This window comes from Winogradskyella sp. SYSU M77433, assembly GCF_029911945.1.
In the GTDB taxonomy this organism is placed as follows: Bacteria; Bacteroidota; Bacteroidia; order Flavobacteriales; family Flavobacteriaceae; genus Winogradskyella.
The window spans coordinates 13,801-36,349 of the sequence record NZ_JARYTG010000008.1 but is presented as its reverse complement, the minus strand read 5'-3'; the positions used below and the strand labels follow the sequence as shown (position 1 = coordinate 36,349).

Below are 22,549 nucleotides of genomic sequence, written 5' to 3'. Positions count from 1 at the left end.
TTTAAAAAAAAATTTACACAAACCACTAATTTAACTGTTAGTGGTTTTTTATTTTACTATAACTAACTTATTTTCTTTACATTGCAAGCATAAACATATAATGTGGATATAGTTAATACGTATATCCTGTTGTTGTAGCCAATTTGAGAAAATGACAGAATTCCTAAAAATATATATTTTAAAGAAATGGTGGTTACCTTTTTTATTGTTCATTTTATCGTCTCTAATTTTTCTAGCTCTAATTTCATCAAAGAATAAAACTTTACTGAATATATCAGATTATTTTTTTCTGTTTACTATTATCTTATTGCTTATCGCTGGATTCTGGCAACTAATCAAAGGAAAGTGGTATATAGGAATATTACAATTAGGAACTTTATTTGTCGGTGTTTTAGGTTTAATTTTCATTTCTTCCTTTATGTCTATGTTTGGACCTGACACAGATACTTTTGCTGATAATTTAAAATTACCCGAAAATGTAAAATTGGAAAAACCGATTGACACAAGAATGGGAGATAATTTTGAGTCAATAAGACCTGACAGTATAAAACAAATCATAAAAGAAAAAACTGATTTTCAACTTTATAATTCTTTCCAACCAGGTTTATATGAATATGATTTATGGATTAAGTCAAAACAAAATGGAATAGCCTTTCTTAAAGCATTTGAAATAACTCAAGAAATAGAACTTTCAGCCCCAAGACTAAAGGAAAGGTCAAGTATGAGAATTAGCAATACTAATGACAGCATCAAGAAGTTCAGTACCAAAGATGATTTTACGATTTATGAGGGAGATTGGGGAAAACCATATGGTGCAAGGTTTGAAATTTGGTTCAAACCAGACAATAATGGAAAGGAAGAGAAATTATTAGAAAAAAATTATATCATCGAAGGATGGATGAGATAAAAACTGGCTACAACACCGGCTATAATTCATTGCTTCTGACTTTCCTTGCGGAAAGTCCTCGCAAATTTGCTATCTTCGGTTTACGGCGGAAAATCCTCGCGGATTTTCACGCAACGAAACCATAGCCAAATACGTTGTAATGCATTTGAAACAGGGTTCGATAAAAATGAAAAAAATAGTCAAACTGATTTTTATAATGATTTTTCTTATCAGTTTCCAAAGCTGTAATTCTCAAAACAATTCTGATAAACAAGACCAATTTAAAATTGAAAATGTTGAGTTTTCTGTTCCAAACGAATGGTATGAAGGAAAGAATGGTGAAAATTCAGAGATAGGGTTCAAATGGACTAATATAAAATCACCCAAACATTTTGTTTTCGGAATTCAACATTATAATAAAAGGTATGAGTATGATATAAACGAATTAGCAGATAATTACATAGCAAATTTGCAAAGTAAAATGAGCGACTATTTTTTAGATACAGAAATTCTAAATAGTAGAAAGAAAATTACTCTCAACGTTATGGGAAATGAAATTGAGGGAATTGAAATTGAATATAAAAATCGTTTACTAAATGTAACTGTCGAACAGAAAACTATTTTCTTTCAAATTTTAACTGATAAAACTACCAACATATTTACTGCAACAACTAATGTAAAAGATTGGAATAAAGAAAAAGAAGAGTTTGGATTAATATTGAACACTTTAGAAATTAAATAAAAACGCATTACAAACTTAGGATGGCTATAAGTAATTGCTTGTTCTCGCCTACTTCTAAAAACCCTCACGGATTTTCAGTTTGGTATATACTTGCTAAATTAACCGCTAAACCATACAACTACTTACAGTAGCCATTAAAATATTGATTACAAAGACTGTAACAAACTAATTTCTTCGATGTCTATAAAGAAAACTTAGACTCATGAAATTTTCAAGACTTTTAATTCTCGCTTCATTTATTATCACATCTGGGAATGTGGTAACGGCACAATCCTCCCATGGAGCTAAAAAATCTCAAATACTATCTCAAGAAATAATTCAATCTGACAGCCTTTTTTGGGAAGCCTATAACTCATGTGATATAATTGGAATGAAAATATTTCTAACAGATGATTTGGAATTTTATCATGATAAAAATGGGTTGACTTCCACATTAGATAATTTCTTAGAAGCAATAAAAAAAGGAATTTGTACAAATGAAAATTGGAGATTGAGGAGGGAAGTCATCCAAGGAAGTATGGAAATATTTCCTCTTAATAACTATGGAGCTATTCTAACTGGAGAGCATATATTTTATGTAAATGAAGATGACAAAAAAGAAAAACTGGTTGGTAAAGCTAAATTTACACACATTTGGAAACATAAAGATGATACTTGGAAAATGTCCAGAGTTTTTAGTTATGATCACCAACCGATAGTCTACAAAACCCCTAAAACAGAAATAAAGTTACCTGATGAAATTTTAAGTAAATATTTAGGTAATTATAAATCTTCTCGGATTGGAAATGTAACTATTTCTAAAGAAGACAATCTACTAAATTTGGAAGCGGGTGAATTTAAAGTTACCATATATCCTGAAACTGAAAATTTATTTTTTGCAAAGGATAGAAATCTACAGTTTGAATTTGTTATAGACGAAAAAACAGAGCTGTTAAAAATTCTTGTTCACGAAAATGGTGAAATTATTGAAGAAATAATGAAAGTAGATTAATAATGTTATAATTAATTGCTTATCCTTAATTCTAAAATTCTAGCTAGAGCATAAAAAAAACCAGCATCAAAAATGCTGGTTTTTTTTATTTTATAAATTTTATTTAATCTAAGATTATTATCTCGAATAATTTGGTGCTTCTTTAGTAATGGTAACATCATGTGGATGACTTTCGTTAATACCACTAGACGTAATTTTTACAAATCGCCCGTTTTCTTTTAAAGTAGCAATATCCTTAGCTCCACAATATCCCATACCAGCACGTAAGCCACCAACAAATTGATGAATACTTTCAAATAGTTCCCCTTTGTATGGTACACGACCAACAATACCTTCTGGAACTAATTTTTTAATATCATCTTCAACATCTTGGAAATAACGATCCTTACTACCTTGCTTCATGGCCTCAACAGAACCCATACCACGGTAAGATTTAAACTTACGGCCTTCGTAAATAATGGTTTCACCAGGACTTTCTTTGGTACCTGCTAAAAGTGAACCTAACATTACTGTATCTGCACCAGCCGCTATAGCCTTTGGTATATCCCCTGTATAACGGATACCACCATCAGCAATCACAGGAACACCTGAACCTTTTATGGCTGCAGCCACTTCTAGCACTGCAGAAAATTGTGGAAAACCAACACCTGCAACCACACGCGTTGTACAAATAGAACCTGGACCGATACCGACTTTCACCGCATCTGCACCAGCTTCCACCAAATATTTAGCAGCTTCACCTGTTGCTATGTTACCTACTATTACTTCAAGCTCTGGGAATTTAGACTTTATTTCTTTTAATATTGCAACTACACCTTTTGTATGTCCGTGAGCTGTATCAATAACCACAGCATCAACACCTGCATTTACCAACGCTTCTGCTCTATCCACAGCATCACCTGTTACACCAATTGCAGCAGCAACACGTAATCTACCATAAGTATCCTTATTAGCGATTGGCTTTTGAGTTACCTTAGTAATGTCTCTAAACGTGATAAGTCCTGCCAGTTTATCGCCTTCAACAATCAATAATTTTTCAATTTTATTTTCTTGTAGAATAGCTTCAGCGTCTTTTAAAGATGTACCAACAGGTGCCGTAACTAATTTTTCACTAGTCATTACTTCAATAATAGGTCTGTCATTGGCATGCTCAAAACGTAAATCTCTGTTAGTAACAATACCTTTTAAAATTCCATTATCATCAACAATAGGGATACCTCCAATACTGTGCTCTTTCATAGCATTCTTAGCATCAATAACTTTTGCACCGATTGGCAACGTCACAGGATCTATAATCATTCCGCTTTCAGCACGTTTTACACGACGCACTTTAGTGGCTTGTTGTTCTATAGTCATATTCTTATGAAGAACACCAATACCACCTTCCCTAGCCATGGCAATAGCCATTTTGCTTTCGGTAACCGTATCCATTGCTGCGGAAACCACGGGAATATTAATGGTTATATTTCTTGTGAATTTTGTTTGAATATTGACCTCGCGAGGAAGTACTTCTGAAAAGGCTGGAACTAAAAGGACGTCGTCGTAAGTGAGTCCCTCACCTAAGATCTTGTTTTCGTGTGCTGTCATGGCAATTAAGATATAATTGCACGCAAAGATACAGATTATATATAAACTATAAGCGTATTTCTAGGCTTTTGACAATTATTTTAGTATTAACTAAAAATTGAGACTTTGAGGCATTAAATTAATAACAATCCATAGCTAATTGTCCGTTATTTTCAAAGGTACATAGAGGAGCTTCGAGATGTTTGGTTGTTATGTCATTAATAACTTCCAAAACTCTATTTTGCATAGCTATAGAACCACAAATCATTATTTTTCCACCGTGACGCAAGTGGTTAGCCATAAACTCTGAATGTTCTACAATGATATCCTGAACGTAAAGTTTATGCTCTTGCTCTTGTGAATATTGCGCATAAAATTGCGATAAGGTTTCATTTTCTAAAGCTTCATTTAAAGTGTCGGCATATAATTCTACAGACCGTTTTGTTCGTCCTCCCCAAAACAAACTGATATTTTGCTGTCCAGAATTTTCTTGAATCATTCCTAAAAAGGGTGCGATTCCTGTTCCATTAGCAATCAATACAACATTTTTATTTTCCTTAGGAAAATGGAAATCATTATTATATTCTATTGTTGCAGTAATAACATCTGAAACATTAAGTTCACTAAAGTATGTTGAACACAATCCTTTGTCATGCTTTTTTATACTTAAAAGTATGTCACCATTAACTTTTGCAATAGAATATTGACGTGCAGCTTCATTTTTATTTGGACGGAAGGCGAGCAAATCACCAGATTGAAATTTGATTTTTTTCTTTGGTCTTAATTGTAGTAAAAAGGTATCATCAACATTGAGTTCGGTACGCTTTACCACTTCAAACTGTCTGGTATATTTTGAGCTTAATTTTTCTGCTGGAGCTTTTACAATTAGGTTGAAATCTGTTTTAGCACTCCATGATTCTAACCAAGTTTTAAAAGCTTCAAAAGATTGGTTATTTATTTTGAAGACCGGAAGTTTCTCAACAAAATTCTCTTGCTGCTTTAGCATAGCATCGACGTCTTCAGCATACTTACAGTAGGCTTCGTAAAGTAGCGAGCCAAAACCAACTACAGAATATTGTATTTCCTTATTTTGATGTATTGTAGGTAGAATTTTGTCAAATTTATTGGCACTTATAGGAGCTTCTCCTTCGCCATAAGTTGATGTAAACACAATGATTTCTTTGGCGCTACTGAAATTAGAATAATTATTAAGCTCTGTTATGTAGGCTTTCTTTCCGTTTTCTAAAAGTGCATTAAAAAACAACCTTGCAAAATCATTAGTATTCCCTGTTTCGGAACCTACTAAAATGATGTATTCTGCGTCATCTTTGTTAAACTTGTTTTTGGTTTTCTTTATTTTATTTCGACGTTTTAAAGTCATTGCAAAACCTGAATAAATAAAGAAAAACAAAGCCAAACAGACTAAGGCCAATACTACAGACCAAACTAAAGTGCCACGACCTGTGTGTAACCATAAACTCCATTGCGACATCAGTTGCACCAAAGGATACTGTTGCTCACTAACAATTTCTCCAGAATATTGATTAACCAATAATTCTTTATCCTTCAACTTTATAAAAAAGTAATCTTCGACATCATCCGAAAAAGGAAACTCAAAACTTTTAACTTCAGAAATTTTAATGTCATTAAAGACTTTGAAATCATTAAAACCTACTTTTTCAAGGTTTTCAGATTCAGCTTCTGGATAGGTATGTGATATTTTAGTTTCTGGTAAAAGTGAAAATTTTTCCAAAGACAGATAAACACCTGTAAAAGCCACAATAATGATTGGAATTAGAAACCAGCGACCTAACTCTACATGATAATACTGCGAAAAATCTTCATTTATAACTTTTGAGAAAAACTTTAAAATTCCTCCTTGTCTCCTAGCAATTAACACGACACCTGTTATAGCCATTAGGATTAAAAAGAAAGAAACCAACCCAACGATAAAACGTCCTGTAGATTTTAAAAACAAGGAACGGTGTAGGTTTGTTGCAAACCTAAATAAAGGTGCTTTTTCAATGAGTTCACCTAAGTTTTCACCTGTTTCGGGATTAACATAAAAGGTTTCGCTATCACCTTCATTAGTAATAACAGAAGCTACGACAAAATCATTTTCATCGGTTTCAATGGTAATGATTTCATCGTAGCTTTCTGATAAATTTTGAACGGTAGTTGCTAAAGTGGTGTTACCGTCAATATTGTATGGTTTTAACTGATTTGATATCGGCTCGAAAGCTAATATTAAACCCGTTATGGCGGCTAAGGCAATAAAAATTGAAGATACCAAAGCCAACATAAGATGACTAAATCTCCAGATAGAAATGGTCATTTAACTTGGTTTTATTGAGGCATCATACGTACGTATCTGATAAAGCCTTTACCTTCAATTTTACTTTTTACGTTTTCTGAAGTTAAATCGAACTCTACATCACTTTCGTAATATTCTTGATCTTCTACGGCAGATTCGAATCTTAACTTATATCCTTTATCTAGTTTATCACTATCAATTTCAATAACACTAATCGAACGCTCTCCACCACTAATGGTTGCTCCTGTTATGGCATCTATATCGTTACGCTTTTTGCCATAAAAATCCCACCAAGATTCTACAGTATTGTACCATTCATCATCCTCTCCTTTTACATTCAATGTCTCTATATATTCACCTTCAGGATTCAGTAGCGATATTACAATGTATGCTCCTTCACCTGAGTAATTGGTCATTTGAATCATACATTTATATTTGTTGGAATCGCTTAAGTTTTTAAAGGATACCAATCCTAAAACTACAATTGCCAAAAGGCTTAATAAGCTTATTCTTTTCATTCGTTACTTTAAATTTATTTTAAAAATTCTATTGAAATTTTATTCTTTTCTAATAACTCATTTTCTTTTGCTAAATCGTAAGCTGTTTCGTCAAAGTCTGTTTTTAAATCTTTCTTTGCACCTACCTTTAGAAGGAATTTAAGTATATCATCATTTTTAGATTGCATAGCAGCAAGATGAAGTGCTGTATTGCCATCTTTGTTTTTAGCATTCACATCTTGTCCCATTCCTGCAGCTAGTTTTAGTAAATCTAAACTTTGCTTTTTCACCGCTAAATGAAACCAAGTATTTCCGTTTTCTTGTGGAGCAACAAAATCTATACCGTTTGATTTAAGTAACACCATTTTACTTGAAAAATGGTCTTTATTTTTTTCAGAGTAAGAATTGATCAAGTAATAATTTAGGTTATTACCCTCTTTATCTAAAATAGAGGTCTTTGCACCTTTTTTAATAAGAAACTCAGCAACTTCTGGTGTATTACCATTTATAGCCAATGTTAATGCCGACTGTCCTTTATCGTTAAAATCATTGATATCCTCAACGTTTTTTGAAAGCAAAGCGACAATTTCAATATCATTTCTTGAAGCTGCATTCATAAAAGGTGTATTACCCTCTTCATCTTTCTTATTAACATTTAGATCTTTTTCTAATAAATATTCAATAAGTTTAGTATCCTTACTTCTAGATGCCACAATATGTAAAGGTGTAACACCCTCTTTATTTGCCGTATTAGGATTTAAACCTACACTTTCTAAATATTCATAGACTTCAACTCCATTAGCTTTACCTCGAGTTCCGTAAGCTGCAAACAAAAAAGCATTGTCAGTTCCCTTTACGCCAAAGCCTTGTAGTTTTTCTAAAAGTTCAATATTTCCGGTTTTGGCTACATAATTAAAAACACCATTACCTTCATTATCTAAACTACCAATATCTAATCCTTTTGACTGAAAATACTTTATTAACTCTAAATCATTATCGTAAGGTGCGACCAATAAAAGTGCATTTGCTCCACTAGGAGTTAAGTCTTTCTTTAGATCAGCACCATTTGCGATACAGATATCATAAACCTTAGTATTCTGTTGACCAGATGATGCTGCGAAATTCAGAATAGTGTTTCCTTTATCGTCAGTTAAATCTGTTTTTGCTCCTTTTTTAAGCAAATACTCCATAACATCTGTATTGCCTTTATAAGCAGCCCAGAAAATATAGGTTCTACCGTCATGCGTTAACTTATTGGCATCATTTCCTTTTTGGGAAATCATGTGCTGAATGGTTTTTAGAGGTACATCTTGTAAGATAGCATATACCACTCCATCAAAATTACTTCCGTTAGCTTCAGCAGGATTATTGCCTTCTTTAATTTTTGTTTCAATCGTTTTCACGTCTGGCTTGGTTCCCCAAAAATCACGTTTTAAAAACACATTCTCTTGGGCAAAACCAAAGGATAATACTACAAAAGTTACAAGACTTAATAAATTTCTTAATTGTTTCATATTATTTTACAAATGATTCTATCACTTTATTGATTTCTTTTTCGGCAGTCATTTCATCATCAAATAGATATTTGAATAGAACTTTATTATCTACCTTATTTTCTAAAACCAAATCTTTATCTCGGCTATAAACCTCATCCCATTTTGCTCTAACTGTAGCCCATTTGTCTTGGTGTGCTTTCCACCAGTTTTGAGCCGCTTGGCATCTGCTGTCATCTACCTTTACATAGGTATTATACCCTTTTTCGTTTGCCAAAATTACGTCTTCTTCTCCTTTTTCTCTAACAACTTTTGCATTATCTTGATCGTGTAACCAACCGTAATTTGTAATTTCATGACGATTACCTCTTAAAGTAACATTATAATCACTTCGTTTCGTATATTCTCTTCTTGGTAATGGAGCTGTTGTAGTGTTTTCCCAATAGCTTTTTCCATCAACATGAACCCAAGTTGAAGAGCCTTCGTAACGCGGACTATCATCTACTTGATATACTTTTTGTGTCCATTGCCCTTTAACATCATCTTTTGATTTGGTTTCAAAAACCCACTCATTATCTCCATTATAAGTATAGAAATCTGTGTTTTCGAATAACCAATCTTGTCTCCAGTGCTTTACTATATGAGGACTATCTGGTCTTCCTACCTGCAATAGGTGCTGAATTGAAATTTTGTTGTCTTCATCTTCCACCAACTGTGCCCATTCTAAACCTTTATCAACCTTTGTTTCTGAAGGCTTATACAAAGAGTCATTACTGTAGGAAAATGTTTCTGCAAAATTAAAAGTGACTTCAAAGCAACCACACATATCTTTAATTGATTCTTGGTCTTTTTCTTTTTTTGTTTGCGAATTCACCGTTAGTGAGATGGCTAAAAATGCTAATGAAAATACTATTGCTCGTTTCATGAATTGGAAAAAAATTAATTTTTAAAAATTTTATACTTATTTAGACTGATTTAAAATAAGATTATATATTTGCGACAAAATTAATCAAGAATGAGTCTAAATAAAAATAAAATCTGTATTTATTTTTTATTTTTTATAAGCCTTCAAACTTTTAGTCAGGAAAAAGAGCAAGACTCTACCAAGACAGAAGAGTTAAAGGAAGTTGTGGTTACAGGTCAGTACAATCCTACAACAATAAAGAAGTCAGTATATAATGTTACTGTAATAAATAGGAAGCAAATTGAGCAAATAGCTGCCAACAACCTATCTGATATTCTAAATTTCAATCTTAACCTTAACATTACTCCTAATGCTTATACAGGTAGATCTACAGTGTCTTTTTTTGGGCTTGATAGTCAATACTTAAACATTTTAGTAGATAATATCCCTTTGGTTAGCGATAATGGTTTAGGCAATAATATAGATCTTACACAAATAAATTTAGATAACGTTGAGCGTATAGAAATTGTTGAAGGAGCTATGGGAGTGGAATTCGGTGCTAATGCTGTTTCTGGAGTTATTAATATCATCACAAAAAAGTCTACTCATGATGATTGGCAAATTCAAGCTTATTTGCAAGAAGAAACGGTTAGTGATGAGTACGAATGGTTTGATAAAGGGAGACATATTCAATCCTTAAACATTGCTCATAATATTAATGAGAATTGGTTTGCAAGACTTAGTTTCAATAGAAATGATTTTGCTGGTTTCTTAAATAACAGAGAAGGAAGAGATTATTATCAGAATGATGGATTAAGAGGTTACGAATGGTTACCTAAAGAGCAAATAAATACAGATGCTTTAATCAATTATAAAACAGATAAATTCTCGCTGAGATACAAGTTTGGATACTACAATGAAAATGTATTCTATTACGATGCTGCTGTTAGGGCCAACATAGATACCCAAACACAAACCAGTAACCCATCTTCCTCAGATAGAATATTTACCACAAACAGATTTGTAAACAATTTGAGCTTAGATGGAGCTTTCAGTTCTGGACCAAATTATAGTGCAACACTATCTTACCAACAACAAGAAAGGGACCTTAATGAATTTAACTACTTCATTTTATCTCAGCAAAGGTCTAACGAAACTGATGAGACTTATCAATCCAGTAAAGTTATCTTTTCTAATGGTACTTTGGACAACATAATAAAAGATAAATCTTATGACTTTCAGGTTGGATATGAAATGCGATATATCGAAGGGTTTGATACACAAGCTTCTGGTGAAATTACTCAACAAAACAAAACCAGAAAGCAAAACAACTATGCTTTATTTGGATCTTCAGAAATAAAATTGACCGATAAGTTTTCTATTAGACCTGGTTTGCGTTACGAATACAATTCGCTATATAACTCTAAATTCATTGGCGCCTTTAATGCACGTTATCTTCTAGAAAATGGTTTTGAGCTCAGAGCTAATATTGGTTCTTCATACAGAGTTCCAAATTTTGAAGAACTTTACTACTATTTTGTAGACTCTAATCACGATGTTAGAGGCAATGAAAATTTAAAACCTGAAAATGGTTTTTCAACTTTTATAAATCTTAAAAAGCGAAGTTGGTTTAATGGTATTTCGTTAGTCAACAATTTTAAATTCAGCTATATCGATGTTTCTGACCGCATAGATTTGGCTGTTGTTAATTCTACTCCGCTTCAATATCAGTATATCAATATTGATAAATTTAGACAATTAGGTTTCACTTTAGACAATTCATTAAGGTATAAAAATTTAACCTTAAATATAGGTGCTACACTTCAAGGTATATCTCGAGAAAACAGCAATGAAGTTAATGGTGAAGATGATTATCTATACAATTTCCAAATAAATACTCGTGCGTCTTACTATTTCGAAAAAGTCAATACTTCAGTTTCAATGTTATTGAAATATAATGGTAAACAACAAAATTATAGAGCTACAGGAACAGATGATGATGGTAATAGCATCTACTCCATAGCAACAATAGATGACTATACGTGGTTAGACTTATCCGTTAGAAAAACATTTTTAGACAATAAACTAGATATCACTTTAGGCAGTAGAAACCTATTTGATATTACTAATGTTAATATAAGTAGTACTGGATCTTCAGGTGGTACTCACTCAACCTCTAACAGTAATTTGTTATTGGGTTATGGCAGATCCTTTTATCTCAAAGCAATGTTTAATCTTAATTTTTAAATACACCAATAATCATGACAAACAAATTTTTAACAACATTTCTATTTATAGCTACAATCTTTGTTACGAGTTGTAGTGATGACGATACAGCTCAAGGACCAATAGATGTTGTAATTGAAGGAGCAACTGTAGAACCAGAAGTTGGTGGTTCTAACGAACCAAATCAAGTCTATGTTGATCTAAGTACGAACACTACCAGCGTTGCTCAGCGCGACTCTTGGGACCTAGGCTTTTACTCTGGTTCAGATTTTAGAGTAGTTATTAATGGTTCAATTTATATGGCAACTGCTGAATTAAGTACTAATGATATTACAGCTATAAATTCATCTTCTACAGAAGTACAAGATTTACAACCTCAAGTTGCTGTTGGGACTTTTGACGCTAGCAATATGGCATATATCGATGCTCCATTTGGTCAAATTACTGAAACTGCAATCGATGCTATTTCTTCAATTAATGAAGACAATAATGTTTATCTAGTTAACTTAGGGTTTGAAGTCGCTACTGAACCAGCTTCTACAGGAAGTGTAGCTGTTACAGGAGATGCAAGAGGTTGGAAGAAAATCCGAATCTTAAGAGGTGCTGACAACTATATTTTACAGTATGCTGATTTGGATGATACAACATATGAAGAAGTAGCAATTTCTAAAGACTCTAACTATAACTTTACATTTTTCAGCTTTAATACTGAAACAGAAGTAAATGTTGAACCTCAAAAATCACAATGGGATTTAAACTTCACAGTATTTACTAACGAAATAGAAGGTTATGGATCTTATGGTTATTCTGACTTTGTGGTAACCAATACAAAAGGAGGTGCAATTTCATACATGATTGATGTTGAAACAACAGACTATACTTATGAAAATTTCACTTTAGCTGATGTTGCAACGATAGCTTTTGACAACGATCAACGAAACATTGGTAGTACTTGGAGAAATGGTGGTGGACCAGGAAGTTTACCTTCTTTAAGAGATAATGTATTTTACATAGTTAATGACACTAATGGAAATTACTATAAACTTAAGTTTTTAGCAATGTTCAACGCTGATGGAGAACGAGGACATCCCCAATTTGAATATAGCTTATTAGAAGAATAAACTACTAATGATATACTGAAAATATTTTAGTAGCTTCATTATAAGCACTCTCAAAGCTCATGGCATTTAAGTCATGAGCTTTTTTTTGCGTGAAGTAGGACAACATTTTTTCTGTTGGCATATTACCTGTAAGCTCATCTTTTGCCATTGGGCAACCACCAAAACCTTGAATGGCTCCATCAAAACGTCTACAGCCAGCTTTATAAGCTGCATCAATCTTTTCGAACCACGTTGTAGGTATGGTATGCAAGTGTGCCCCAAATTCTATATTAGAATATTTGGGAATTAAATTAGAGAATAAGTATTCTATATTTTCAGGATTAGAACTACCTATAGTATCACTCAGTGACAAAATACGAACACCCATTTTTGACAAACGCTCGGTCCACTCTCCTACTATATCTACATTCCATGGATCACCATAAGGATTACCGAAACCCATAGAAATATAAACCACAACCTCCTTATTGGACTTGTCAGCAATTTCCAAAATCTCTTGAAGTGTCACCACAGATTGCGCAATAGTTTTATGCGTATTACGCATCTGGAAGTTTTCAGAAATAGAAAACGGAAACCCTAAATAATCTATTTCAGGATGTACAGAAGCATCATTTGCGCCTCTAGTATTTGCTATTATGGCTAATAATTTACTATTAGTTTTACTAAGATCTAGCTGTGCTAAAACTTCGGCCGTATCTACCATTTGAGGAATGGCTTTTGGAGATACAAAACTTCCAAAATCAATAGTATCAAAGCCAACTCTAAGTAAGGATTGTATGTACTGGACTTTCCTTTCTGTTGGAATAAAATCCTTTATGCCTTGCATGGCATCTCTTGGACATTCTATGATTTTTACAGCTTTATTCATTGCTTCAAATATAAGCTTTACAATAGCGATTTCAAACTTAGATAAGAATGAAAACTGCAATCCCAATAAACACTATTATTTGAAGCCACTTCAGAATCAAACCTGCATTTTTATGATTCAGCGTATAGGTTTTTATTTGTCCAGCTAATAAAGCTATGGCAGAAAATATTATGAAAGACACTAACATAAAAATACCACCTAAAACATAAAATTGAATTACGGTATTTAAATCATCGCTAAACAAAAACCCTGGAAAAAATGCCAAAAAGAAAATAGTAACTTTTGGGTTTAAAACATTCATAAAAAAACCTTGTGCAAAAAGACTTTTTAAACTTTTTTTGGGCGCAGTTTCCGTATCAAAATCTAATTGTGCATCAGACTTATAAACCTTGTAAGCGAGATATAATAAATACAAAGCACCTAGAACCTTTATTCCAAAGAATAAATCATCATTAGCCTTAATAATTGCAGAAATACCAAAAGCCAATAAAGTAGTATGTACTATACAACCTGTAATAAGACCGCAAACTGTTACCAAGCCATAAATTTTTCCATTAGTAATACTTTGTATCAAGACATAAATATTATCTGGTCCTGGTGAAATTGCCAGTGCTGATGTAGCTATTGCAAATGATATGAGTGTATCGTAGTTCAATTCGGATTTACTAACGGTTGATGACTTCAAAATTAATCATTAAAAATGATTAAACTACCAAGGAAAAATACTACTGTTACAGGTATTTAATCGATTAAAAATAGGTCATTTATATTAAATTTATATTTTAGCCTTCCGCTACGCTAAATAATCTATAATGAAACCTACAAATTCAATTACCCTAATCGTATTCTTTCTTTTAGCTATACTTAGCATAAATGCACAAAGTGAAGAATGTGGTTTTACATACACTTCTGCAAATCAAAAGTTTTTCAATCGAAATAAAGAGCTTATTAAGTCTTATGAAAATGACTTTCTGAACAATTCCTTAGCTTCAAGAAATTCTACTGTTTTAAGTGATGTTCCTATAAAAGCACATATTATTAATACAAGTTTTGGGACTGGTGGCTTAACGGAAACCGAATTGAACCAAGCCATAAGTATTATGAATTCTATTTATGTAGATGCTGGAATTCAATTTTTTCTATGTGATGGTATCAATTATATCAACGATGATAATTACTACGATTTTGAGACCGCAGATGAAAGTGCTTTAACTTCTGTAAATAATGTAAATGGTGTCATCAATATTTATTTTACAAACTCAGTGACTAGCTCTTCTTCTGGAAGTGGTTTATGTGGCTATGCTTATTTTCCTGGTGGACCTGAAACAATTTTAATGGCAAACAACTGTGCTACAAATGGCAGCACACTTTCTCATGAAATGGGTCATTTTTTTGCTTTATCTCATACTCATGGTAATAGTAATGTTTCGGGATCGACTGAAGAATTGGTAGACGGATCTAATTGTGAAAGCACTGGAGATTTTATTTGTGACACACCTGCTGATCCACAACTAGGCTATTCTAATGTCAACTTTAGTTGTCAGTATACAGGGAATGCTCAAGATGCTAATCTTGATTTTTACCAACCAGATCCTACAAATTTAATGTCTTACTCTCGTAAAGAATGTCGAACTTATTTTTCACCCCAACAATATGCCAGGATTTATGCCATCTATCAATTTTATAGAAGTGATTTAGCTTGCCCTAGTTTTAGTACAGATTTTATTGCCGATACAACAGAGGGTTGTAGCACTAATTTAACTGTAAACTTTACAGACAACAGTGTTGGTGCAACATCATGGAATTGGGATGTGGATGGAGATGATATTATTGATTATACCACTCAAAATCCAACGCACACCTATAATAGTAATGGTTTCTATGACGTAGTTTTAACTGTCTCTAATGGATCAGAAACTATAAGTAAGGTAAAAGAATCTTATATAGAAGTTGGTGCTGAAGGCATCAATACCAGCACAATTACGTTAAGTCTGACTTTGGACGATTGGCCAGACGAAACCTCTTGGCAATTTGTAGATGGAGATGAAAATGTATTGTATTCTGGTGGACCTTACATTAATGGGGTCGATGATTTTACTACAATTTCTGAAGTTTTCAATACCGCTGATAACCAATGCTATTCATTCATTATAACTGATAGTTATGGAGATGGCATATGCTGTTTTTCGGGTGATGGTTTTTATGAGCTTAGAGATGACAGCAATGAACTTTTAGCCACTGGCGGAAATTATGGTTATGGCAATACAGATAGTTTCTTTAATACTACCTTAAGTATTGATAAGTTCAACTCTCAAAACATAAAATTATATCCTAACCCTTCTTCTATTCAAATAACAATTGAAGCAGAAATACTTCCTGAAGCTTATAGTATATACAATACTTTGGGGCAAATTATAAAAGAACAGTCTATATCATCTCAAAAAGATTTGAGTGACATTAATATTGAGCCTTTAAAGAGTGGACTATACTTTATAAAATTAGAAAGCAATGGAGCTAGTAAAGTTTTATCTTTTGTAAAAAAGTAATAAGTGGATATAGTTTTAATTGACTTAACTTTTTATTAAAGCTTTATTGATATCTTTTACCAACTTAGGCCCTTCATAGATAAAACCCGTATACAGCTGGATTAAATCTGCACCTGCATCAATTTTTTCTAGAGCATCTTTTACAGAATGGATACCTCCTACTCCAATAATTGGAAAAGCTTTATTACTTTTTTCAGCCAAATATTTTATAACTTCTGTAGAGCGGCTGGTTAATGGTTTTCCACTTAAACCTCCTGTTTCAGTTTTATGGTCACTTTGCAAACCTTCGCGAGAAATCGTAGTGTTTGTAGCAATAACACCATCAATCTTTGTAGTTTTTACAATATCAATGATATCATCTAATTGCTCATTAGTAAGGTCTGGCGCAATTTTTAATAAAATAGGTTTAGACGTTGGCTTCTGAAAGTTTAGCACTTGTAAAGCTTTCAATAAATTCGTCAACGGTTCTTTATCTTGTAAAGCTCTAAGGTTTGGTGTATTTGGTGAACTTACGTTAACCACAAAATAATCTACATAATCAAACAAAGCATTGAAGCAAATCTTATAATCTTCAACAGCATTTTCATTTGGTGTCACTTTGTTTTTTCCAATATTACCACCAATTAAAACACCTTTATTCTTTTTCAAACGTTTTACAGCATCTTCAACTCCTCCATTATTAAATCCCATACGATTGATAATCGCCGAATCTGCTTTTAATCTAAACAAACGCTTTTTAGGATTACCATCTTGTGGTTTTGGGGTTAATGTTCCTATTTCCACAAAACCAAAACCAAAATTTGAAAGTTCATTATAAAGTTTAGCATCTTTATCAAAACCAGCAGCTAAGCCTACAGGGTTTTTAAATTTTAATCCAAATAATTCCTTTTCTAAATTTTTATGATCTATAACATATAGATTTTTAAACAGTTTTGGCATTCCAGGAACTTTAGAAATAGTTCTGATTAACGAAAATGTAAAATGATGTACTTTTTCAGGATCGAAACAGAAAAGAATTGGTCGGATAATAGCTTTGTACATGAGGAAATATTTGCTATGCAAAAATAAGAATCTAAAATCTTCTTTTCTATGGATTAACAGGAATAATTTTACAACAAACTGTCAATTATCATGATTTATTTCAGCATTTTTAAATAACTTTGAGCAACCATAAAACCATAACACCATGAAAAAAATTATAATTCCAGTAGACTTTTCGGAATATTCAGAATACGCTTTAAAAACAGGCGCGTCACTGGCTAAAAAACACAATTCAGAATTAATAGTAATGCACATGTTAGAGCTTTCAGAATCTATCATTACAACTTCTGATTCTCAAAAAAGCGAAGAAACTGCATTCATGTTAATGGTTGCCAATAAAAAGTTTGAAGAATTTTTAGATAAACCATATTTAGAAGGTCTTTCTGTAACTCCAATAATAAAGCATCATAAAGTATTAAAAGAAGTTTCTGAGGTTTCTAAAGATGTAAAAGCAGATTTAATTGTGATGGGTTCTCGTGGCCACAGCGATCATGATGGAGTTTTTACTGGCTCTAACACAGAAAAAGTAGTACGTTACAGTGATACACCTGTACTTGTTGTAAAATCTAATCCAGAAACTATCAGCTTTAAAAACATTGTTTTAGCTACCGATTTTTCTGAGAAAAGTGTAGCTACTGTAAAAAGTGCTCTTGAACTTTTAAATGAGTTAGGTGAAAAAGTAACATTACTTCATGTTAATTTACCTTCAATTAGCTTTTTAAGCACTGATGAAATAGATGAAAAAATTGCTAAGTTCCTTTCGTTAGCAAACATCAAAAAAGATGAAGTTAATATAGATTACATAGCAGACCACAACGTAGAAGATGGAGTTTTAAGCTATGCTAAAAGAACTAATGCAGATACACTTTCTATGATTACTCATGGAAGAACGGGCTTAAGTCATTTCTTTGGTGGAAGTATATCAGAAGATTTAGTAAACCATGCTAAACTTCCTGTAATCACTTTTAAATTGTAATTTGCAATAAAAGCAAAACTATGCAGCATATTATAGATCGTTTTATAAGCTATGTTACTGTAGATACTGAGTCTGACCCAAATTCTGAAAGCACTCCGAGTACCGAGAAGCAATGGGATTTGGCCAATAAATTGGTTAAAGAACTTAAAGCTATTGGTATGAGTGACGTGACTATTGATGATAACGCTTATATTATGGCAACTCTACCAAGTAATGTAGATCATAAAGTGCCAACTATTGGTTTTATTTCTCACTTTGACACTTCACCAGACTTTACAGGTGCTAATGTAAAACCACAAATTATAAAAGATTATGACGGTAAGGATATTGTCTTAAACGAAGACGAAAATATTATTCTTTCACCAGATTATTTTGAAGATTTGTTGCAATACAAAGGTCAAACTTTGATCACAACTGATGGCACAACACTTTTGGGAGCTGACGACAAAGCTGGTATCACCGAGATTGTTACAGCTATGGAGTATTTAATCAATCATCCTGAAATAAAACACGGAGATATTAAAGTTGGTTTTACTCCCGATGAAGAAATTGGAAGAGGTGCCCATAAGTTTGATGTTGAAAAATTTGGTGCCGATTGGGCATACACTATGGATGGTAGCCAAATTGGCGAATTAGAATACGAGAATTTCAATGCCGCTGGTGCTAAAATAGTAGCAAAAGGCAAAATAGTACATCCTGGTTATGCTAAAGGTAAAATGGTAAATTCCATGTATTATGCTTCGGAATTTATCAATACATTACCAAGATTAGAAACACCAGAACATACGGAAGGCTATGAAGGCTTTTTCCATTTATACAGTATTGATGGTAAGGTTGAAGAAACAACACTTCAATATATTATCAGAGATCATGATAAAGATAAATTTGAAGCCAGAAAGGCTTTGATGGAAAAGGTAGTTTTTGATTTGAATACCAAATTTGAAGCTGAAGTTTTTCAATTAGAAATCAAAGATCAGTACTTCAATATGAAAGAAAAGGTAGAACCTGTAATGCATATTGTAGATATTGCTGAAGAAGCCATGAAACAAGTTGGTATTACTCCAATTATAAAGCCTATTAGAGGTGGTACAGATGGTTCACAATTATCTTATATGGGTTTACCTTGTCCTAATATTTTTGCAGGTGGACATAACTTCCATGGACGTTATGAATATGTACCTGTAGAAAGTATGCAAAAGGCTGTAGAAGTGATTTGTAAAATTGCTGAGCTTACGACTTTAAAGTAATACGATCTTAAAATAGAAGATAAAAAACTTGTGTTGATTTTTTAACACAAGTTTTTTTTATTTTTAGCTATGGCTTTATTTCAACCAGAAATTATAGAAACTAAGCGTCTAATTTTAAGACCTGTAACGCTAAGCGACACTCAAGATTTCTTTGAATTGGATTCTAATCCAAAAGTGCATCTATACCTAGGAAATAACCCTGTAAAGCATATTAATGAATCTGTTTTGATGGTTCGTAATATTCTAGACCAATACAAATCTAATGGTATTGGTAGACTTGCCATCATCAAAAAAGATACTGATGAATTTATTGGATGGTCTGGACTAAAATACGAACAACAACTACGTGAAGACTTTAGTTACTATGATTTAGGATACAGATTGAAAGAGCAATTTTGGGGAAATGGTTATGCTTCGGAAGCTGCACTAGCATCTTTAGAGTATGGTTTTAAAAAACTAAAACTTAAAGAAATTTGTGCTGCTGCACTTGTGGAAAATTTAGCTTCAAATTTTATTCTTAATAAGATAGGCATGACTCCTTCTGGACAATTTACTTATAAAGATAGTTTGTGCAATTGGTATGTAATAAAAAAAGATGATTTTGATCAATAATAAAAAAGCCTCACAAACGTGAGGCTTTTCAACAATTACTCAAATTCAAATCAATTCTAAAACGAATAACTCAATACTGCCGCAAAATTTCTTGGGTCTGTTTGATTGATAAATCTTGTTCTATAAGCGTTATATCCTATTTCATCGAATACATTATTTAATAGTACTCTAAAATTCCAATGGTTATTAATTCTGTAAGCTACTTGTGCATTTACTTGTGTATAAGCATCTACATAAAATGGCTCTTGGTTTGGCACAATTCCCTCGTGCGTTACTGCACCGGCACTCCAGTCGTTAATTGGTCTTTCACCTGTATAATATACTCCTGCCCCTACTGATAAGCCTTCTAATTTTTGTTTGAAGTTGTAGTTAGCATAAGCGTTGAATGTATGCTTTGGTGTGTTTAAAGGTGCTGAACCGTACACAAAAGAGGTATGCTCTTTATATTGTGCATCAATGTAAGAATAACCGGTTATTACTTCTAAGTTTTCTAAAAGACGTCCACTCAACTCTACTTCCACACCTTTTCTTTCATCGTTACCTCCTTTTTGATAAAATCCAGTAGCGACCCAATTCTCATCATAAACCGGTAAGTTTATATCTCTGTTATTGATTTTGAAGAAGGTGAAGTTAAAACGTAATCTGTTATTTAACCAATTGGTTTTTATACCGGTTTCAAACTGGTCGTAACGTTCATTTCCTAATTCGTTACCATCTACATCTAAACGTGTTGCTGTTCTTGGGTATGAACTGTTAGTGTAAGACGCAAAAACATTAATGTTTTTAAATGGTGATACTATAATACCTGCTAAAGGATTTAATGCATCGCTTTCTGTAGTTTCTGTCGCTGTAATACTTTGTGTTTTACTGAAGCGAAGTCCTAAAAAGGTTTTGAAATACTTATTGAATGTTATAACATCTTGTGCCACAAAACCAATTGCTTTTGATTTTGCACCTGCTGTAGATGCATTTGAAAATGCTAAATCATCAGGCAAAGTATGAGTGTTGTTAGTAAAGACATCTATAGTATCTACTGCAGAAACACGTTGAGACCATGTACTATAATCTGTAGTTCTGTAATCAAATCCAACTTGGAATGTGTGAGAAATACTTCCTGTAGCAATGTCATCACCAATTAAATCGAATTGTATTACACTATTATCATCACTTCTCGTTGAAGCTGAATAACCTCTTATTCTTTGGTTGTAAATAGGCTCACCAAACTCATCTTCAACTACATTTCCTAAACTAGCACCTTTATCATCAAGATCTAGACTAGATTTGTAAAGCGCACCTCTTAAGCTCAGTTTCTCACTCAACTCACGATTAAATCTTACAGAATATGTTGTGTTTGAGGTTAACGACTTATCATTTGAGTAACCTAAAAATATATCATGTGGTAAATCGTAGATATTATTTTCATCGTTTTCGCCTAGATTTACTGTTCCTAAATCTGGTGTTCTACTATCTTCAAAATAATCCATTTCAAAAGTAATAGTAGTTTTATCATCTGGCTTCCATTCTAAAGACGGATTAATATAAAATCTATCTGAAGATACGCGACTTCTATAACTATCAGAACGCTCTATAGCTCCATTAAGTCTAAAAGCCACATTGTTGGTTTTTACTAAGGGACCATAAACATCAAAAGTTGTTCTTGCTTGTCCAAAACTTCCTGCGCGTAATGACACATTACCACCATAAACATAACGTGGAGTTTTGGTAACAATATTAATTACACCTCCTGGACTACCTAAATCTGTAGCGACACCTTGAGTAATAGCTGCAGAACCTTTAAGTACTTGAATATTATCTACACCTTGCATATCTGTTAACACACCAACACCTCTAAAGTCTGAATGAACTCTAACACCATTTTTTAGAATTGGAATACCTCTAAAACCACGAGAAGACATACTCTCTCTCCTATTACCATAGGTTGCAAATGTGTATACACCTGGAACATTTTTTGTAGCATCTGCAATAGTTAAATTACCTTGCTGCTCAATTAATTTATCTGAAATAATAGATATACTCTGAATTTGCTCATAAGGCGCCAGAGGTAATCTTGTTAAAGCTTCTATTTTATCTGGATGCTCAAAACGATTACCGAAAACCTCAACTTCATCTAAAGTTGTATCTTCTTCTAATTGAAATAATAGTGTCTTGGTTTCATTATCAAGTAAAGTGATTTCCTTAGATGAGGATTTATAACCTACATAAGACACTGTGATGGTATAATCGCCTGAAGCTAAATTAGACAATAAATATTCTCCTTTTTCATTAGCAGAAGTACCAATATTTGTTCCTTTTACAACTACAGAAGCATAAGGTATAACTTCTGAATTTTTACTTGTGACAGTTCCTGTAATCTTACTTTGGGCAAATGAAATTTGAATACATAACAAAAGCACCCAACTTAAACTCTTAAACATTTTATATTATTTAGATTTATTTTAAATAGCGGTGCAAATATATGTTCAAAACACAATCTTTCAAAGTTTATTTAGATTAATTAT

18 protein-coding genes are annotated in these 22,549 nt (G+C 32.7%); 9 read left to right on the top strand and 9 right to left on the bottom strand.

Features of this window, described 5'->3' with window-relative positions; genetic code table 11:
- Positions 1–151: 151 nt before the first annotated feature.
- The 3 genes from QGM60_RS15200 (at position 152) to QGM60_RS15190 (ending at position 2,619) form a co-directional block, all read left to right on the top strand.
- Entirely contained in the window at positions 152–907 is a 756-nt protein-coding gene (locus QGM60_RS15200; RefSeq protein WP_281141104.1) for a hypothetical protein, read from the top strand.
- A 166-nt stretch (positions 908–1,073) separates the two neighbouring features.
- Entirely contained in the window at positions 1,074–1,628 is a 555-nt protein-coding gene (locus tag QGM60_RS15195) for a hypothetical protein (RefSeq protein ID WP_281141103.1), read from the top strand.
- 202 nt (positions 1,629–1,830) lie between these two features.
- The gene (locus QGM60_RS15190; protein ID WP_281141102.1) at positions 1,831–2,619 is read left to right on the top strand and encodes a DUF4440 domain-containing protein; all 789 of its coding nucleotides are present in this window, start codon (positions 1,831–1,833) and stop codon (positions 2,617–2,619) included.
- A gap of 117 nt (positions 2,620–2,736) precedes the next feature.
- On the opposite strand, the gene guaB is transcribed toward QGM60_RS15190, so the two are convergent.
- The 5 genes from guaB to QGM60_RS15165 all read right to left on the bottom strand — a co-directional run bounded on the left by guaB (position 2,737) and on the right by QGM60_RS15165 (position 9,414).
- Positions 2,737–4,206 carry an IMP dehydrogenase gene (gene guaB / locus QGM60_RS15185; RefSeq protein WP_281141101.1) on the bottom strand — a complete coding sequence of 490 codons (1,470 nt, stop codon included), beginning with the start codon at positions 4,204–4,206 and terminating at the stop codon, positions 2,737–2,739.
- Between the two features lie 118 nt (positions 4,207–4,324).
- The gene (locus QGM60_RS15180; RefSeq protein ID WP_281141100.1) at positions 4,325–6,520 is read right to left on the bottom strand and encodes a PepSY domain-containing protein; all 2,196 of its coding nucleotides are present in this window, start codon (positions 6,518–6,520) and stop codon (positions 4,325–4,327) included.
- Between the two features lie 11 nt (positions 6,521–6,531).
- Positions 6,532–7,017: a DUF2271 domain-containing protein gene (locus QGM60_RS15175; RefSeq protein WP_281141099.1), complete on the bottom strand. Its 486-nt coding sequence runs from the start codon at positions 7,015–7,017 to the stop codon at positions 6,532–6,534.
- A gap of 14 nt (positions 7,018–7,031) precedes the next feature.
- On the bottom strand, positions 7,032–8,510 hold the full coding sequence (locus QGM60_RS15170; RefSeq protein WP_281141098.1) for an ankyrin repeat domain-containing protein: 1,479 nt from the start codon (positions 8,508–8,510) through the stop codon (positions 7,032–7,034).
- A 1-nt stretch (position 8,511) separates the two neighbouring features.
- On the bottom strand, positions 8,512–9,414 hold the full coding sequence (locus QGM60_RS15165) for a DUF6607 family protein (protein ID WP_281141097.1): 903 nt from the start codon (positions 9,412–9,414) through the stop codon (positions 8,512–8,514).
- Positions 9,415–9,504: 90 nt separating this feature from the next.
- Here QGM60_RS15165 and QGM60_RS15160 point away from each other — a divergent pair, with 90 nt between their 5' ends.
- Both QGM60_RS15160 and QGM60_RS15155 read left to right on the top strand, forming a co-directional pair.
- Positions 9,505–11,640, top strand: a complete 2,136-nt coding sequence (locus QGM60_RS15160) for a TonB-dependent receptor (RefSeq protein ID WP_281141096.1) — start codon at positions 9,505–9,507, stop codon at positions 11,638–11,640.
- 14 nt (positions 11,641–11,654) lie between these two features.
- Positions 11,655–12,740, top strand: a complete 1,086-nt coding sequence (locus QGM60_RS15155; RefSeq protein ID WP_281141095.1) for an HmuY family protein — start codon at positions 11,655–11,657, stop codon at positions 12,738–12,740.
- A 4-nt stretch (positions 12,741–12,744) separates the two neighbouring features.
- On the opposite strand, the gene QGM60_RS15150 is transcribed toward QGM60_RS15155, so the two are convergent.
- Positions 12,745–13,608, bottom strand: coding sequence for a hydroxymethylglutaryl-CoA lyase (locus QGM60_RS15150; RefSeq protein WP_281141250.1), 864 nt, complete (start codon positions 13,606–13,608; stop codon positions 12,745–12,747).
- Between the two features lie 37 nt (positions 13,609–13,645).
- Positions 13,646–14,263 (bottom strand): LysE family translocator, encoded by a 618-nt coding sequence (locus tag QGM60_RS15145; RefSeq protein ID WP_281141249.1) that lies wholly within the window; start codon positions 14,261–14,263, stop codon positions 13,646–13,648.
- A gap of 157 nt (positions 14,264–14,420) precedes the next feature.
- Here QGM60_RS15145 and QGM60_RS15140 point away from each other — a divergent pair, with 157 nt between their 5' ends.
- Positions 14,421–16,154 carry a T9SS type A sorting domain-containing protein gene (locus tag QGM60_RS15140; protein ID WP_281141094.1) on the top strand — a complete coding sequence of 578 codons (1,734 nt, stop codon included), beginning with the start codon at positions 14,421–14,423 and terminating at the stop codon, positions 16,152–16,154.
- A 24-nt stretch (positions 16,155–16,178) separates the two neighbouring features.
- Here QGM60_RS15140 and QGM60_RS15135 read toward each other — a convergent pair whose 3' ends face one another.
- Positions 16,179–17,195 carry a quinone-dependent dihydroorotate dehydrogenase gene (locus QGM60_RS15135; RefSeq protein ID WP_281141093.1) on the bottom strand — a complete coding sequence of 339 codons (1,017 nt, stop codon included), beginning with the start codon at positions 17,193–17,195 and terminating at the stop codon, positions 16,179–16,181.
- A 145-nt stretch (positions 17,196–17,340) separates the two neighbouring features.
- On the opposite strand from QGM60_RS15135, the gene QGM60_RS15130 reads away from it, so the two are divergent.
- The 3 genes from QGM60_RS15130 (at position 17,341) to QGM60_RS15120 (ending at position 20,030) form a co-directional block, all read left to right on the top strand.
- Complete coding sequence (locus QGM60_RS15130; RefSeq protein ID WP_281141092.1) at positions 17,341–18,171, top strand: universal stress protein; 831 nt, start codon at positions 17,341–17,343, stop codon at positions 18,169–18,171.
- Between the two features lie 20 nt (positions 18,172–18,191).
- Positions 18,192–19,418, top strand: coding sequence for a peptidase T (gene pepT, locus QGM60_RS15125; protein WP_281141091.1), 1,227 nt, complete (start codon positions 18,192–18,194; stop codon positions 19,416–19,418).
- 69 nt (positions 19,419–19,487) lie between these two features.
- The gene (locus QGM60_RS15120) at positions 19,488–20,030 is read left to right on the top strand and encodes a GNAT family N-acetyltransferase (RefSeq protein ID WP_281141090.1); all 543 of its coding nucleotides are present in this window, start codon (positions 19,488–19,490) and stop codon (positions 20,028–20,030) included.
- 56 nt (positions 20,031–20,086) lie between these two features.
- Here QGM60_RS15120 and QGM60_RS15115 read toward each other — a convergent pair whose 3' ends face one another.
- Positions 20,087–22,465 (bottom strand): TonB-dependent receptor, encoded by a 2,379-nt coding sequence (locus tag QGM60_RS15115; RefSeq protein WP_281141089.1) that lies wholly within the window; start codon positions 22,463–22,465, stop codon positions 20,087–20,089.
- Between the last annotated feature and the right edge of the window lie 84 nt (positions 22,466–22,549).